Origin of the sequence: Gluconacetobacter entanii, from assembly GCF_003206495.1 — a bacterium.
In the GTDB taxonomy this organism is placed as follows: Bacteria; Pseudomonadota; Alphaproteobacteria; order Acetobacterales; family Acetobacteraceae; genus Novacetimonas; species Novacetimonas entanii.
Map to the genome: position 1 here is coordinate 21,575 of NZ_NKUF01000011.1, position 15,323 is coordinate 36,897.

At 63.1% G+C, this 15,323-nt stretch carries 14 protein-coding genes and 1 tRNA gene; 3 read left to right on the forward strand and 12 right to left on the reverse strand.

From position 1 onward, the window contains the following. Window positions 1-60: 60 nt before the first annotated feature. From recO to CFR72_RS06920, 6 genes are all read right to left on the reverse strand, one after another. Window positions 61-840, reverse strand: a complete 780-nt coding sequence (recO, locus tag CFR72_RS06895) for a DNA repair protein RecO (RefSeq protein WP_110913262.1) — start codon at window positions 838-840, stop codon at window positions 61-63. Between the two features lie 47 nt (window positions 841-887). Beyond that, on the reverse strand, window positions 888-1,793 hold the full coding sequence (gene tsf / locus CFR72_RS06900; RefSeq protein WP_110913263.1) for a translation elongation factor Ts: 906 nt from the start codon (window positions 1,791-1,793) through the stop codon (window positions 888-890). Between the two features lie 131 nt (window positions 1,794-1,924). Beyond that, window positions 1,925-2,737: a 30S ribosomal protein S2 gene (gene rpsB / locus CFR72_RS06905; protein WP_110913264.1), complete on the reverse strand. Its 813-nt coding sequence runs from the start codon at window positions 2,735-2,737 to the stop codon at window positions 1,925-1,927. A 217-nt stretch (window positions 2,738-2,954) separates the two neighbouring features. Next, window positions 2,955-4,289, reverse strand: a complete 1,335-nt coding sequence (locus CFR72_RS06910) for a lipopolysaccharide biosynthesis protein (RefSeq protein ID WP_110913265.1) — start codon at window positions 4,287-4,289, stop codon at window positions 2,955-2,957. A gap of 197 nt (window positions 4,290-4,486) precedes the next feature. Next, window positions 4,487-5,779 carry an O-antigen ligase family protein gene (locus tag CFR72_RS06915; RefSeq protein ID WP_233043038.1) on the reverse strand — a complete coding sequence of 431 codons (1,293 nt, stop codon included), beginning with the start codon at window positions 5,777-5,779 and terminating at the stop codon, window positions 4,487-4,489. Window positions 5,780-5,950: 171 nt separating this feature from the next. Then, window positions 5,951-7,201 carry an MFS transporter gene (locus tag CFR72_RS06920; protein ID WP_110913267.1) on the reverse strand — a complete coding sequence of 417 codons (1,251 nt, stop codon included), beginning with the start codon at window positions 7,199-7,201 and terminating at the stop codon, window positions 5,951-5,953. A 244-nt stretch (window positions 7,202-7,445) separates the two neighbouring features. On the opposite strand from CFR72_RS06920, the gene CFR72_RS06925 reads away from it, so the two are divergent. Then, window positions 7,446-7,535 (forward strand) — tRNA-Ser (locus tag CFR72_RS06925). A 221-nt stretch (window positions 7,536-7,756) separates the two neighbouring features. Here the strand turns inward: CFR72_RS06925 and CFR72_RS06930 are convergent. From CFR72_RS06930 to metX, 4 genes are all read right to left on the reverse strand, one after another. Then, window positions 7,757-9,043 (reverse strand): DEAD/DEAH box helicase, encoded by a 1,287-nt coding sequence (locus CFR72_RS06930; RefSeq protein ID WP_110913310.1) that lies wholly within the window; start codon window positions 9,041-9,043, stop codon window positions 7,757-7,759. Between the two features lie 306 nt (window positions 9,044-9,349). Continuing rightward, the gene (locus CFR72_RS06935; RefSeq protein ID WP_110913268.1) at window positions 9,350-9,958 is read right to left on the reverse strand and encodes a nitroreductase family protein; all 609 of its coding nucleotides are present in this window, start codon (window positions 9,956-9,958) and stop codon (window positions 9,350-9,352) included. A gap of 41 nt (window positions 9,959-9,999) precedes the next feature. Continuing rightward, the gene (gene metW / locus CFR72_RS06940; protein WP_110913269.1) at window positions 10,000-10,599 is read right to left on the reverse strand and encodes a methionine biosynthesis protein MetW; all 600 of its coding nucleotides are present in this window, start codon (window positions 10,597-10,599) and stop codon (window positions 10,000-10,002) included. A 2-nt stretch (window positions 10,600-10,601) separates the two neighbouring features. Further along, entirely contained in the window at window positions 10,602-11,768 is a 1,167-nt protein-coding gene (gene metX, locus CFR72_RS06945) for a homoserine O-acetyltransferase MetX (protein WP_110913270.1), read from the reverse strand. A gap of 275 nt (window positions 11,769-12,043) precedes the next feature. On the opposite strand from metX, the gene CFR72_RS06950 reads away from it, so the two are divergent. After that, window positions 12,044-12,475 carry an OsmC family peroxiredoxin gene (locus tag CFR72_RS06950; protein WP_110913311.1) on the forward strand — a complete coding sequence of 144 codons (432 nt, stop codon included), beginning with the start codon at window positions 12,044-12,046 and terminating at the stop codon, window positions 12,473-12,475. 17 nt (window positions 12,476-12,492) lie between these two features. On the opposite strand, the gene aroC is transcribed toward CFR72_RS06950, so the two are convergent. Then, window positions 12,493-13,566 (reverse strand): chorismate synthase, encoded by a 1,074-nt coding sequence (aroC, locus tag CFR72_RS06955; protein WP_110913271.1) that lies wholly within the window; start codon window positions 13,564-13,566, stop codon window positions 12,493-12,495. 27 nt (window positions 13,567-13,593) lie between these two features. Further along, the gene (gene fabI / locus CFR72_RS06960; RefSeq protein ID WP_110913272.1) at window positions 13,594-14,433 is read right to left on the reverse strand and encodes an enoyl-ACP reductase FabI; all 840 of its coding nucleotides are present in this window, start codon (window positions 14,431-14,433) and stop codon (window positions 13,594-13,596) included. Window positions 14,434-14,627: 194 nt separating this feature from the next. Here fabI and pdxH point away from each other — a divergent pair, with 194 nt between their 5' ends. Next, on the forward strand, window positions 14,628-15,236 hold the full coding sequence (pdxH, locus tag CFR72_RS06965) for a pyridoxamine 5'-phosphate oxidase (protein ID WP_110913273.1): 609 nt from the start codon (window positions 14,628-14,630) through the stop codon (window positions 15,234-15,236). Window positions 15,237-15,323 lie beyond the last annotated feature (87 nt).

A 15,323-nucleotide genomic window follows, 5' to 3' on the forward strand; every position in this document is an offset into this window, starting at 1 on the left:
GCACCGGAAGAACAGATAGCGAAAATGGAGGCTTTGTCCAATGCCCCAATTCGGCAAAAACTACGCGCCCCCTTCCGGGTCGTCGGGGATATCGCCGTTTTCAGCCATTCTGGCCACCATATCGAGCAGCCTGATACGCGCGGCAGGTAACGGGCGATGACGTTGCCCAAATGCGTCACGGGCCAGGAAATGCCCCGTCAGCCGCAATCCGGCGAGCCAGTCGGCCGGGGTGCCGTCCTGCGCCGGGTCCAGCAGGAATGGCGGCAGCGCCAGCAGGCGATCGCGCCACTGCCCCGCATGCCCGTCGCTGACGGCGCGACCGCTGCGGGGGGAGACCCATTTCAGGTCATGCTTCTGGCCGCTGACGGCACAGCATGACAGGTCCAGCCCGAATCCCAGATCCGACAGCAGGAGTGCCTCCCAGCGGATCAGCGCCGCCATGCCGGTCTGTTCCGCGTCAACCGGGTCGAGGCTGATGCAGGCCAGAAGCCGCGTCAGCTCCTGAAAGACCGCAAGATGGGGTTCGCGCTCAGGCAGGCTGGCATCAGCCAGCGCGCACATCGAGGCCAGCATGGCCAGCGGCAGCGCGAAATCCAGCACCCGCGCGGCGGAGGCATGGACAAGTTCCCCACGAAGCCCGCCAAGCTGATCGGGCACACGCGCACTCCATCGCGCTGTAATCAGGTTGCCGGCCTGCCAGACCGGCCGTCCCTGCCGTGACGCGCCACCACGGACCATGCCGTGATAAAGCCCATGCTCCCCGGTCAGGACATGGGCGATGACGCTGCTTTCGCCATAGGGCACGGCAGAAAGCACAAGGGCGGGAGCTTCCCATTCCATCAGGAAGTCCCCGCCCCTTCAGTCATGCCGATACAAACCGGCAATACTCAGTGACCAGCGGCCTTTGCCACTTCGGCAGCAAAGTCGTTGTCTTCCTTCTCGATGCCTTCGCCAAGCGCGAAGCGTTCGAAACCGGTCAGCTTCGCACCTGCCTTTTCCACAATGGCGCGGACGCGGCTTTCGCCATCATGCACCCACACCTGCTCCAGCAGGACCACTTCCTCATAGAACTTGCGGATACGGCCATCGACCATCTTGCTGATGATCGCCTCGGGCTTGCCCGACGCCTTCGCCTGTTCGATCAGCACCGCGCGCTCACGCTCCAGCGCCTGCGGGTCAACACCGTCGATATCCAGCGAGGCCGGGCGGGTCGCGGCGACATGCATGCCGATCTGGCGGCCCAGCGTTTCCAGCGCGTCGGTCGCACTCGGCGCCTCGACGGCGGCCAGAACGCCGATCTTGCCCAGTCCGGGGCTGACGGCGGAATGGATGTAGGTCGCAACCACACCCGACGGCACCTTCAGGACGCGGGCGCGACGGATGGACATGTTCTCGCCAATGGTGGCGATCAGGTGCGTCAGTTCGTCGGCAACCGTGCGGCCGCTCTTCAGGACAGCGCCCTTCAGCTTTTCGAGGTCTTCGCCAACCTTCAGCGCCGCTTCGGCGACTTCGGTCACGAAATTCTGGAAATGTTCGTTACGCGCGACGAAGTCGGTTTCCGCGTTCACTTCGACCATGGCGGCGGCATTCGGGGCGGATGCAACACCGACCAGGCCTTCGGCGGTCACGCGGCCGGACTTCTTGGCCGCAGCCGAAAGACCCTTCTTGCGCAGCCAGTCGATCGCGCCTTCGATGTCACCCTGCGCCTCGGTCAGCGCCTTTTTGCAATCCATCATGCCGGCGCCGGTCTTCTCACGAAGATCCTTGACCAGAGCTGCGGTAATTGCCGCCATTATCTGTATCTCCTTACGACAGGCATGCGCCCTGCCGTCGGCAGGGCGCGTCCTTGTAATCCGGTATGGGCCGGGTCGCATATCGACCCGTCCGGCATGCGGCCCCGTGGACCCGCATGCCGGGTGGTCAATCAGACCGCAGGTGTCGCCGGGGCGGCGGGCGCCTCTGCAGCAGCAGCTTCGGTAGCCGCCACTTCAATCGCGGGATCGACCGGCAGTTCCTCGGCCGCGCCGAAATCCTCGCCCGATGCGCCGAGTTCGGCGGAGATGCCATCGAGCACCGCGCCGGACACCAGTTCGCAATACAGCGCGATCGCACGGATGGCGTCGTCGTTGCCGGGAATGGGATAGGTCACGCCACGCGGGTCGGAGTTGCTGTCGAGGACCGCAACGACCAGGATACCCAGCTTGTTGGCTTCTTCAACCGCCAGCTTTTCCTTGTTCGTGTCGATCACGAACAGGATGTCCGGCAGGCCGCCCATTTCCTTGATCCCGCCCAGCGAACGCTCCAGCTTCTCGCGGTCGCGGGTGATGTCCAGGACTTCCTTCTTGGTCAGGCCCTGGGTGCCGTTTTCCAGCATTTCATCAATGCCGCGCAGGCGCTTGATCGAACCGGTGATCGTCTTCCAGTTCGTCAGCATGCCGCCCAGCCAGCGGTGGTTGACGTAGTACTGCCCGCAGCGCTTGGCCGCTTCGGCGATCTGGTCGGCCGCCGCGCGCTTCGTGCCGACGAACAGGACGCGGCCACCACCGGCCACGGTGTCACGGATCGCCTTGAGCGCGCGATCCAGCATGGGGACGGTCTGCTGCAGGTCGATGATGTGGACCTGGTTACGCACACCGAACAGGAACGGCGCCATGCGCGGGTTCCAGCGGCGGGTGTGGTGACCGAAATGCACGCCGGATTCAAGAAGCTGGCGCATTGTGAATTCAGGCATAGCCATTGTGGCTCAATCCTTGTCTTCTGGTTTGTCCTCCGTGAAGCGCCGGTCCCGTGCGGGACACCAGAGGCACATGCTTCACGTGCGAATTGCCATGGCGCAAACAGCCACGGCATGGCCGTCATATGACGGCTTTCGGGATGGATTGCAAGTAGGTGCACGGCAGGAAACCGGGATTTTTTTGGCAACATGCCCCTGCATGCGCCGTGCCATGCCGCCTTTACTCCACCACCTCACGCGGGCGGCGACCGGGGGCAACCTTGCCGAACCATGTCATGACGGGGCGCATGCAGATCAGCAGCATCATCAGCGACGCCAGCACCGAGGCACTTGCCGCACCTTCGAGGTGCCAGCGCCACGCCATGAAATAGACCAGCGGCAGATAGGCGATCGTCACGACAATGCGGGCGATCAGGACCCGCGACACCTGCCCGACGACAGTCAGCAGCGGTTCAAGCGGCACGATGCCCAGCCCCATGATGGCGTTGCCCAGCATCAGCATGATCATCAGGTTGCCGCCGGGCCAGTGCACGCGCAGCATCCATGTCAGGAGCGTATTGCCCGCGACCATGGCGAAAAGCATCAGCAGGAGCGAAAAACCGCCGATCAGCATGAACAGGCGCAGCGTCACATGCTTCAGCCCATACCAGTCATGCTTTTCCCTCAGGCGGATGAACTCCGGATACAGCGCGGGCATCATCAACTGCGCGGGCTTTGCGATGCCATCGCCGATCTGGCGTGAGACGCGATAGACGGCGGCATCCGCGGGGCCAAGCAGCCCCCCCACCAGCAGGGTTCCGAACTGGTTGAACACCGTGCCAAGCACATGATTGCCGCTGGTGGACAGGGTAAAGCGCCATATCCCCGGCGCATCGCCCGCTTCCAGTTGCCGGAACGGCTGGAAACGCCTGACCTTGCCCCCGCTGCGCAGCAGCCACCACGCCATCGCGCTGTTGGTGATGAACAGGGCAAGCTGCGTCATGCTCCAGACCATCATGAAATAGTACAGCCCCATGTGCAGCCACAGGCCAACGCCCGTGCCCACCATGCGCACGACGACACCGGACAGGTCGCATGCGCTGCTGAGCCAGAAGGCGTTGCACAGCCGGAATATGCCGGTGGACCATCCCGTATTCATGACACAGATGGTCAGCATGTAGACCATGGCGCCCAACTGATCCGCCTGTGGCCATCCCATGGAGGTGCCGAACAGCCACACCCCCAGCATCCCGACAAGCGCGCCGGTCGCCCCGCTTAGCAGGTCCGCACGCATGCAGAAGAACAGGATCCGGTGAAAACGCGGCAGGTTGCCCTTTACGAACGGCTCGGTCCCGTAATGCAGCAGCGGCTGCCATGATGGCAGGTGGGTGGCCGATGAAATGGCGGAGCCAAACGTCGTCACCAGCATCAGCACGCCGAACTGCGACAGGCCGAGCGCACGCACGGACCACGCCATGTACAGGAAACTGCACACGGCATTGGTCGCACGTCCCGCGACAAGGAAGCCGGTATTGCCAAAAATCCGCCGGAGCGTACCAGTTTCCTCAACCGCCATGGGGTATTCCGCCCGATGACAGTACCGGAAGCCCTGTTTTTGGCACAGGTAGGGAAATGATCACACTTGTTTCCGTCTCTTGCCGCCGGTCACGGCGGGGAATGTCCACAAGGTGCGTCGTGGTCGGACCAGAGGCAATGCTATCCATCGCGACATAGTGTAAAACGCTCCCGAAGGTAAGACTACCCCCCGGCCTTTCACGTTCCCTGCCCCGCACGTTCCGTCCCCATCCCACCGCGCGTCGCTGCCAGTGCCCAGCCGAGTGCGATGAACACCCATCCCGCCGTTGGCTGGGTGGAAAATGAACTTGTGGACTGCAACGGCCAGACGATGACAAACGCCAGGACGCACATCACCATCTGTTCCACCCCCATATGGGCGCGCAGTCCCCTTGCCATGGGACGCAGCAGGGCGATGACCAGCAGGCAGAACAGGACCATCCCCGGCACGCCCGCCATGGTCGCGACCTGTATGTAATAATTATGCGGATGCAGGTTGCACCCCGGCGCACCGCCATGGGGGCCATCGGCAATGCCAAGCGCGGGCAGCCCCCGAAAATAGATCGGGTTGGGACAGTTGATGCGAAACCCGTCATATCCCATCCCCACCAGTGGATGGTCGGACACCATCACCCCCGCCCGGATGAACAGCATGCCGTATGGGCTGTCCGCGAAGCCGTGCATCTGGTGCTCAAAACTGATGACCAGTTTGTTGTACGCCTGGGGTGCGACGACGGGCGACAGTGCGATGCCACCCGCCCCGATCATGCACGCCAGGACAAAGGGCAGACGCAACGCACGCACCATCAGCGCCACGCATAACGTCCCGAACAGGAACAGGAGGGTCGGCATGCGTTGTGAAATCAGCAGGAATGTCAGGACCAGCAGGACAAGAAGCCCCCCGGCGCAGAGCAGTCCCCCGCGGGTGCGCCGCTGCGCAAGGGAAATGATGACCGGCATCAGGCCGGGAAATGCCGTCATGAACAGTGCCTGCCCCGCCCGTGGCGCCCATAGCGGCCCCAGCAGGGCGCCATCTTCCCACCGGCCATATCCCATGATGTTGCGCCCCCACAGATATTGCTGCCAGCTTCCCGCCACCATCCATATCGCCACCCATGCATAAGCAGTGGCGAGGCGATGCCTGTCGCGCGCATCCGTCAGGACCCAGAACGCCATCGCCGCGACGAATACCGGATATCTCAGCAGTAGCACGGACTGCACGACCGCACGCATCGACCCCGTGCAGGCGGAGGCCAGGACGATATCCGCCCCCAGCAGGAGCGACAGCACGAACCATGGTTGACGCAGCCATGACCAGTCCCGGCTCAGGGCGCTGTGGATGACGAACGCACCGGCAATCAGGCAGAGCAGGATTTCCGCGGGCGCCAGCGCATAGCACAGCAGGAGCGGAAACGCATATGTGCCCCACACGGCAGGCCGCTTCATCCATGACAGGTCTGGCGGACAGGAAGCACGGGCGCTGTCGGGCATGATGTTTCCAGATGTTGGGACGGCCCGGCCCGCTTGTGAAAAAAGCAGGCCGTTTCCGTCAAAAAGGATTCCTGCCCTCCGTATTCCACACTTTCACGGCATGGCCCATATCGCAGATGCATCATATCTGTCCGGGGCGACGGGCATGTGCGGATGGCAGGCGAGAGGCGGCTATTCCCGGAACCGACGCTGCAACTGGAAAAGATGCAGCGCCGGCCAGAAACTGAGAATGGCCGCCACCAGCAGCGACATGCGCAGGGCATCGGCGCCGAAATGCGGCGTCAGCATGTCGCTGATCCACCCGAAAAGCGGCGGGCCAAGGCCAATGCCGACCGCGTTGGCAAGCAGCGCATACAGCCCCGTCGCGGCCGCGCGCCGGTGCACGGGCACCACGCTGGGGATCGCACCATAGATCGGCCCCGTGCAGAGCGCCGAGAGCGTCGTCGTCAGCACCAGCATCGTCAGCGAAAGATTGAGTGAGTGCGTCAGCACCTGCACGATCTGGAACGGCTGGGAAATGAGATAAGCCCAGAAGGCAAAGCGCATCGCCCCACCAAAACCGAAGTGTCTGGCCACCCGGTCGGCAATCGGGCCACCGATGAAGGTGCCGAGCACGCTTGCAATTCCGATCCCGATCCCGAACCACGCCCCGGCCTGCCCCGATGTCAGGCCGAAGGACCGCATGTAGAAGGAAACGCCCCACAGGGTAATGCCATAAGTCACCACCTGGCTGGTGACACCATAAAGGAGCAGGTCACGCAGCGGCCGGTTGGCCAGCAGCGCGCGCCACGACCCGCCCTCCGGCTCCGCAGGCGGCATCGGTGGTTCACGGACGAATACATAAAGCAGGATCGCAACCGGAATCCCCGCCAGCCCCACTGCCGCGAATGTCACGCGCCAGCCCACATGCTCGACCAGATATCCACCCCCGGCCAGGCCGATGACATAACCGAGGTAGGATACGCCATAGGAAATCGCGAACGACGTACTGCGCTTCTCCGGCGTCGAATAGGCCGCATTGAGCGCGGAGGAGGAAGGAGAAAACGCCGCCTGCCCCAACCCCACGCAGACACGGGTCGCCGCCATGGTCGCAATCCCATGCGTGCGCCCCATCAGGGCCGTGGCGATACTCCACAGCGCGATGCCGAACGACGCCATGCGCGCGGCGAACCCACGATCGGAAACCAGGGCGAAAGGCACGATCATCACGCCATAGAGCAGCGCGAAGGCCGTGCCGCCGAGCAGGCCCACCGTTGCGTCCGAAAGATGAAGGTCATGCTTGATGGCGTCATTGGCCGAGGAGAAAACAAACCGGTCGATGAAATCGAGCATGCCCGCCACGCCAAGGAGCATGATGACGGCCGGCGACCATCCCCGCCGGGAAGGAAGGTCATGACGCGCATCCGTATCGCGTGCGCTCATGCCCCGCGACCTCCGGACAGGTCCCCGGCCCGTTCCCGTGCGTCATGGGTGTCATGTCGAGATGGCGTGTCCCTGTTCGGCATCATGAATCGCTTCCAGTTTCGTGCGTTACCGGAGTCATTAGCACATTTATGCCGGAACGCTGATCCATCGGCCGGACCGCCACCGGACCACCTGAATGGTGCGGTTTTTGTGCAAAGTGCCATCTAGACGGCAGTGGAATACGTAGCTAAACAGACGCTATGGAGAGGTGGCCGAGCGGTTGAAGGCAGCGGTCTTGAAAACCGCCGTGCGTGTGAGCGTACCGTGGGTTCGAATCCCACCCTCTCCGCCACATACCCCTTCGGGGCAGGCGCTTTTTTCCAGAAATCATGCACGGCATAGTGCTTTATTTGCAGGCAATGGAATTGATGAATTCCATTAGCAGACAAGTAATGGACTATTTCAAAATAACTTATTCATTATGAATAAGATTTTTTAAGGGCATGAATACACAAAAAGCCTGCATCCGGAACAGATGCAGGCTTTCTGCTTCATCTCATACCCGTAACCGGATCAGGCGACGCGACGGTTCCCACCGCGCTGGCCACCATGGCCACCGGGACGACCACTGCGACCATTGCAGCCACCACCACCGGAACGGCCACCGCGTCCGCGGCCACCACCGCCCAGCACGGGGGGACGCATCGTGGAATTGGCCGCAGCCTCGGAATGGTAGGGATGTTCCTGCACGACCGGGATCTTCTTGCCGATCGTCTTTTCGATGTCACGCAGCCATGCGCGCTGTTCCGCATCACACAGGGACACGGCCCAGCCATCACGTCCCGCACGCGCGGTCCGGCCAATGCGATGGACGTAGCTTTCGGGCACGTTCGGCAGGTCGTAGTTGAAGACATGCGTCACGTCATCGACATCAATGCCGCGTGCCGCAATGTCGGTCGCAACCAGCACCTTTACCGCGCCGGAACGGAAACCCGACATCGCACGCTCGCGCGCACCCTGCGACTTGTTGCCGTGGATGGCCTCCGCCGTGATGCCGTGTTCGTTCAGGAAGGCGGCAACCTTGTTGGCCTCATGCTTCATCAGCGTGAACACGACGGCGCGTTCCACTTTCGGGGAGTCCACCAGCAGCTTCAGCGCCTCGCGCTTGTTGCCCGTGTCCACATACATGACGGCCTGGCGGATACGGTCCACCGTGCTGGACGGCGGGGTGACCTGCACCGTCGCCGGGTCACGCAGCAGGCCATGCGCCAGTTCGGAGATGCTCTTGGGCATCGTCGCGGAAAACAGCAGGGTCTGGCGGTCGGTCGGCAGGGTCGCGACAATCTTTCGGATATCGCGGACAAAACCCATGTCGAGCATCCGGTCGGCCTCGTCCAGGACAAGGATCTCCAGCCCGGACAGGTCCACATGCCCCTGCCCCATCAGGTCGAGCAGGCGGCCCGGTGCCGCAACCAGCACGTCGACGCCACGGCGTAGCGCCTCGATCTGGCGCCCCTGCCCCACGCCACCGAAAACCACGGCATGGGTGAACTTCATGTGCCGCGCATAGGACGCGAAGCTGTCATCGATCTGCGACGCCAGTTCACGCGTGGGCGCCAGCACCAGCGCACGTGCGCCCTTGGGGTGGGCGCGGCCCTTGCTGGTCAGCAGGTGGTTGAGGATCGGCAGCGCGAAGGCCGCCGTCTTGCCGGTGCCGGTCTGCGCCAGCCCCAGCAGGTCACGCCCCTGAAGCAGATAGGGAATTGCGCCAGCCTGGATCGGGGTGGGCGTGGTATAGCCTTCCTCGTTGAGGGCACGCAGCAGCGGCTCCGCAAGATGAAGATCGGCGAACGTTGTCATGAAAAGCGCCTCCTGGCGCAAGGAAATATGGCCGGAAACGTCACGACAGCATGCGCGTCCGGAAAAACCTGATGAAGGAACACAAGACCTGCCCCTGCCGGTTCGCACGGGGCGGCCGTCTGTCGTCGCAAAGTATCAGGTGTCGGGATGAAACTGGTCCTGTCGCTTCTGTCGTGTCCCCCGCGTCAAGGACACGCGCCTACATGCCAGCAACCGGGACAGGCGCGGTCCGTCCCTTGGCGCGGCTTCTATCGGTTTGTGTCCCCGCCCGCAAGTTTTTTCCATCTTCCAGCGACGGGAGCGGTTTCAGCCGGGGAAACGATCGGTCACGATGACCTCCGCATCCGGCAGCGCACCGACCCTTGGCGCGGCTTCCTGCGTGGCCCTGCCGATCACCACGAACATGGCGACCACGTGATCTTCGGGCAGGTTGATCAGCTTGCCCACCGCGTCATAATCGAACCCGTCCATCGGGCAGGTCTGGTACCCGCGCGCGGTCGCCGCCAGCATCAGCGTCTGCGCCGCAAGGCCCGCACTGCGCATGGTTTCGTCACGCTGCACCCATTCGCGCCCCATGTAGTAATCGCGGATCATGCCCGCCATCTGGTCCTGCACCGCCTTGGGCGCGCCGTTGAAATAACGGGCCGGGTCCTTCTTCCACGCCGCCATGTCGGCACAGATGACCACCAGTGCGGAGGCATCGGTCACCTGCGCCTGGTCCCACGCCACCTTGCGCAGTTGCGCGCGCAGGGCCGGGTCCTTCACCACGACGAAACGGTAGTGCTGGATGTTGAAAGCACTTGGCGCATGCCGCGCCGCATGCAGCAGGGTGGCGAGTTCGGCATCGTCAAGGCGATAGGTAGGATCATATGCCCTTATGGCGCGACGCGTGCGGATTGCCTCGAATGTTTCCATGACCTTACTTCCTTCTGCCAGGTTGTAGGGGGTATGCGCCCTTACCTGCGACGCAGCAGGAACAGCGCCTGCTCCCCGAACAGGTTGGCCAGCCGGATGGAGCGCCGCCACGGCGCGCGCTCGCCTTCCTCATCCACGGCCATCCATTGCTGCACAACGTAACCCTCGTCACGGCACAAGGTCAAAAAATCCAGAATCGTGCAGGGATGGATATTGGGTGTTTCGTACCATGGCGTGTTCCACACCGCCGTCATCGGCATGCGCCCGCTCAGCAGCAGCTTGAGGCGAAGCTGCCAGTGGCCGAAATTCGGGAACGACACGATGGCGTATTTCCCGATCCGCAGCATCTGGCGCAGGACTTCGCGCGGGCGTTCAACCGCCTGCAGCGTACGTTGCAGCACCACATAATCGAACGCGTCATCGGGATAATGTTCAAGGTCGTGATCGGCATCCCCATGCATGACCGGCAGGCCGTGCGCGACCGAACGCGTGACCTCCTGCATGTCGATCTCGATCCCGCGCGCATCGCACCCGCTGATGCGGAACAGGTAATCGAGCAGCAGTCCGTCGCCACTGCCGATATCGAGGACCCGCGTCCCCGGCCGGATCATCCCGGCAATCAGTTTCTGGTCAAGGCGCATGGTCAGGCAATCCGCGCATGTTCTGCCGCCCCGGCGACAAAGCCCCGGATGGTGCGGTCAAGGTCGGGTTCATCAAGCAGGAAGGCGTCATGCCCCTTGTCGCTTTCGATCTCGACAAAGGAAACGTTGGCCGCAACCCGGTTCAGCGCAAGGGCGAGAAGCCGCGCCTGCGAGGTGGGAAACAGCCAGTCGGAGGAAAAGGAGATGATGCAGAACCGCGTCCGCGTGCCCCGGAATGGTCGCGACAGGTCCCCCTCGTAATCCGCGCCGAGGTCGAAATAATCCATGGCCCGGGTGATGGTCAGGTACGAATTGGCGTCAAAGCGACGCACAAAGGTGGAGCCCTGGTGCCGCAGGTAGCTTTCCACCTCGAACATTTCCCCGAACAGGGAACCGGGGTTGGCGCCATTTCCCTGCGGGGCCTTGCGCACGCGCCGCCCGAATTTGCGGTTCAGCGCCTCCTCCGACAGGTAGGTGATGTGCGCCATCATCCGCGCCACCGCCAGACCACGCGCCGGAATGGCGTCATGTTCCCAGTACCGGCCGCCATGCCATTGCGGATCGGCGAAGATCGCCTGCCGGCTGACCTCGTTAAAGGCAATGTTCTGCGCGGAATGGAAGGGCGACGTCGCGATCGGGATGGCGGCGAACACCATTTCGGGGAAGGTCGCGGCCCATTGCAGCACCTGCATGCCCCCCATGGAGCCGCCAAGCACCGCAAACAGCTTCGTAATTCCCAGATGGTCGATCAGCAGCTTCTGCGCCTGCACCATGTCACGGATCGTGATGGGCGGAAAATCGGTGCCCCAGGGTTCACGACCACCGCCAGGACACTCCCGCAGGGAACGTGGGCCGGTACTGCCCATGCATCCACCCAGCACATTGATGCAGATGACGAAGAAGCGGTCCGTGTCGATCGGCAGGCCCGGCCCGACAAGGCGGCTCCACCATCCGGGCTTCCCCGTCAGGGGATGCGTCTCCGCCACATACTGATCGCCAGTCAGGGCGTGGCAGATCAGGATGGCGTTGTCATGCCGGGGCGAAAGCGTGCCATAGGTGCGATAGGCCACCTCCACCGGTGCAAGGTGAAAGCCACATTCAAGCGTCAATCCACCGGCAAAGGCCACATTCTGGTGCGAAAGGCACGAAGCGGAAACGGTCTGGTCCATGGTGAAGCCGACATCCCGTAAACACGCGACATGGCAGGCCGCCATGCCCCGATCCCCTTCAGACAAAGGTGCAGCGGTATGACACCTGCACCGGACATGCGCAAGATTTCCCTGCCTGACCCGGGCTGTCCGGCGCGTCCCCCTTTGCCCCGAACCTCACGATAGCGTGACACCTGCCCGGCACAACTTTCATGCGGGAGGGTCGTTATAACACGATGCCTTCGCCACGGCCGCCCATCCGGGCCGTGGCCCCCATCATTACGGAGCATGAAACCATGGCAATCAGGAAATACGGCACGGCACAGTGGACTGGCGGCCTGAAGGACGGCAAGGGCAACGTCTCGACCGAAAGCGGCGCCCTGTCAAAGCAGCCCTATGGCTTCAACACCCGCTTCGAGGATACGCCCGGCACCAACCCCGAGGAACTGATCGGCGCAGCGCACGCGGCATGCTTCGCCATGGCGCTGTCAGGGGTGCTGGGTGGCAAGAACATCACGGCCGACCTGCTGGAAACCAAATCCACCGTGACGCTGGAAAAGAAGGATGACGGGTTCGCCGTGACCGCCGTGCATCTCGACCTGCACGCCACGGTGCAGGACGTTGATTTTGCGACCTTCAGCGAACTGGCCAACACGGCGAAGACGGGATGCCCCATCTCCAAGCTGCTGAACGCACCCATCACGCTTAAAATTGTGCTGGAGCAGTAATGCGCAAAGGGGGACGATCAGCCCCCGACCTGCCCCCGGTGGCGCAGCAGGTGATCGGCAAGCACGCAGGCCATCATCGCCTCGCCCACCGGCACGGCACGGATGCCGACACATGGGTCATGACGGCCCTTTGTCATCACCTCCACATTCTCGCCCGAACGGGTGACGGAGGGGACGGGGGTCAGGATTGAACTGGTCGGCTTGACGGCAAAGCGCGCCACGACAGGCTGCCCCGTGGAAATCCCGCCAAGGATGCCGCCCGCATGGTTGGAGGCGAACCGCAGCGTCCCGTCCTGCATGCGCATCGGATCGGCATTTTCCTCCCCCGTCAGGGCGGCAGCGGCAAAACCTTCGCCAATTTCGACACCCTTGACGGCATTGATGCTCATCAGCGCCATGGCAAGGTCTGAATCCAGCTTGCCATAGATGGGAGCACCCAGGCCCACTGGCACGCCCTCGGCCACGACCTCGATCACCGCACCGATGGAAGAACCATCCTTGCGGATTGCGGCCAGAAGTTCCTCCCACTGCGCAAGGGCAACCGGATCGGGGCAGAACAACGGGTTACGCCCCACCAAGTCCCAGTCCCAGCGCGTGCGATCCACCTTGAGCGCACCGACCTGCACCAGGGCCGCGCGGATCCGCACCCCCTGCCCCAGCACCTTGCGCGCCACGGCGCCTGCGGCAACACGCATCGCCGTCTCCCGCGCGGAGGAACGGCCCCCGCCGCGATAATCACGGATGCCGTATTTACGGTCATAGGTGACGTCGGCATGGCCGGGACGGTACCGTTCGGCAATGTCGCCGTAATCGCGCGAACGCTGGTCGGTATTGTGGATCACCAGCGAGATCGGGGTGCCGGTCGTCTGCCCCTCGAACACACCGGACAGGATTTCCACTCTGTCGGCTTCCTGCCGCTGCGTCGTGAATTTCGACTGCCCTGGCCTGCGACGGTCCAGCCATGGCTGGATGTCCGCCTCGCTCAGGGGCAGGCGCGGCGGGCACCCGTCCACCACGCAGCCAATCGCCGGACCGTGGCTTTCGCCCCAGGTTGTGACACGGAACATGTGACCGAAGGTGTTGTACGACATCGTGTTATGCCCTGCCGCCCCTGTGTGTCAGCTTCCCGCGACGGTGATGTCAGGGGCCGTGGGGTTTTTCATGCCCACGATGTGGTATCCCGAATCGACATGATGGATTTCCCCGGTCACGCCGCCCGACAGGTCGGACAGCATGTAGAGGCCCGCGCCCCCCACTTCCTCAAGCGAGACATTGCGTTCCAGCGGGGAATTGTACTGATTCCATTTCAGGATGTAGCGGAAATCCCCGATCCCGTTGGCCGCCAGCGTCATGACCGGCCCGGCGGAGATGCCGTTAACGCGGATGCCATCGCAGCCCAGGTCCACGGCCATGTAACGCACCGAAGCCTCCAGCGCCGCCTTGGCCACGCCCATCACGTTGTAATGCGGCATGACACGTTCCGCCCCCAGATAGGTCAGGGTCAGCAGCGAACCGCCCGATTTCATCAGGCGCGCGGCCCGGCGCGCCACCGCCGTGAAGGAATAGCAGGAGATGTCGAGCGCCTTGAGGAACGCCTCACGCGGGGTATCGACATACCGGCCGCGCAGGAACTGCTTGTCGGCCCATCCGATCGCATGCACCACGAAATCGATCTGGCCCCATTCCTTCTCGATCGCGGCGAAAGTGGCGTCGATGGCCGCGTCATCGCTGACATCGCACGGCAGCACCAGCGTGGACCCCACGGATGCGGCCAGCGGCCGTACGCGCTTGCCCAGTGCCTCCCCCTGATAGGTGAAGGCCAGTTCGCCGCCCTGCTCCGCCACGGCGCGGGCGATCCCCCACGCGATGGAGCGGTCGTTCGCGACGCCCATGACAAGTCCGCGCTTGCCTTTCATCAAAGAACCTGTAGCGGAGATTTTGGCCGCGCCGTCTGACATGCTACTACCCTTGGTGGTGAATGGCGTATGAAAATTTCGGCATGGTGGTCGCACAAGCCGAAGCATCGGACAAGGTCCGGCGCATGGAATTGTAGCGATTAATGCCGCCGTCGTAATTTACCTTATATTTCGATATGTTTCGCACCGGACCATACGCTGCGCGCAAAATGTGGTCCCCAGACCGGAAAATGCACATGACCACCAGACTGATCGACCTTGATGCGGACCCTTTCGACCTGTTCGACGCATGGATGAAGGACGCCGTGGCGCACGAACCCAACGATCCCAACGCCATGGCGCTGGCCACCGCCACGCCGCAGGGACGGCCGTCGGTGCGGATGATCCTGCTCAAGGGGGCGGACCGGCGCGGGTTCGTGTTCTATACCAACCTCAACAGCCGCAAGGCCGGGGAACTCAAGGCCAATCCGCACGCCGCCCTGCTGTTCCACTGGAAAAGCATCCGCCGCCAGATCCGTATCGAAGGACCGGTCGAACCCGTCACCCCGGCGGAGGCGGACGCCTATTTCGCAAGCCGCAGCAGGATCTCCAGCCTCGGGGCGATCGCCTCCAACCAGTCGCACCCGCTTGCCGACCGGGCGGTGTTCGAGGCACGGCTGAAAGAGCTTGAAGCCCTCTACCCCACGGAGGATACCCCCATCCCCCGCCCCGCCAACTGGAGCGGCTTTCGCCTGGTGCCCGACAGTTTCGAATTCTGGCAGGATCGCCCCTATCGCCTGCATGACCGCGCGACATGGACCCGCACGGACAAGGATGACTGGACCCGGCAGCGTCTTTATCCCTGAACTTGCGGCCTCTTTATTCGTTTCCTGAAAGAGTGAGTTTCACAAGACACGAAAAAAGATCGGGAAACAGACATGAAAGGGGCGTCC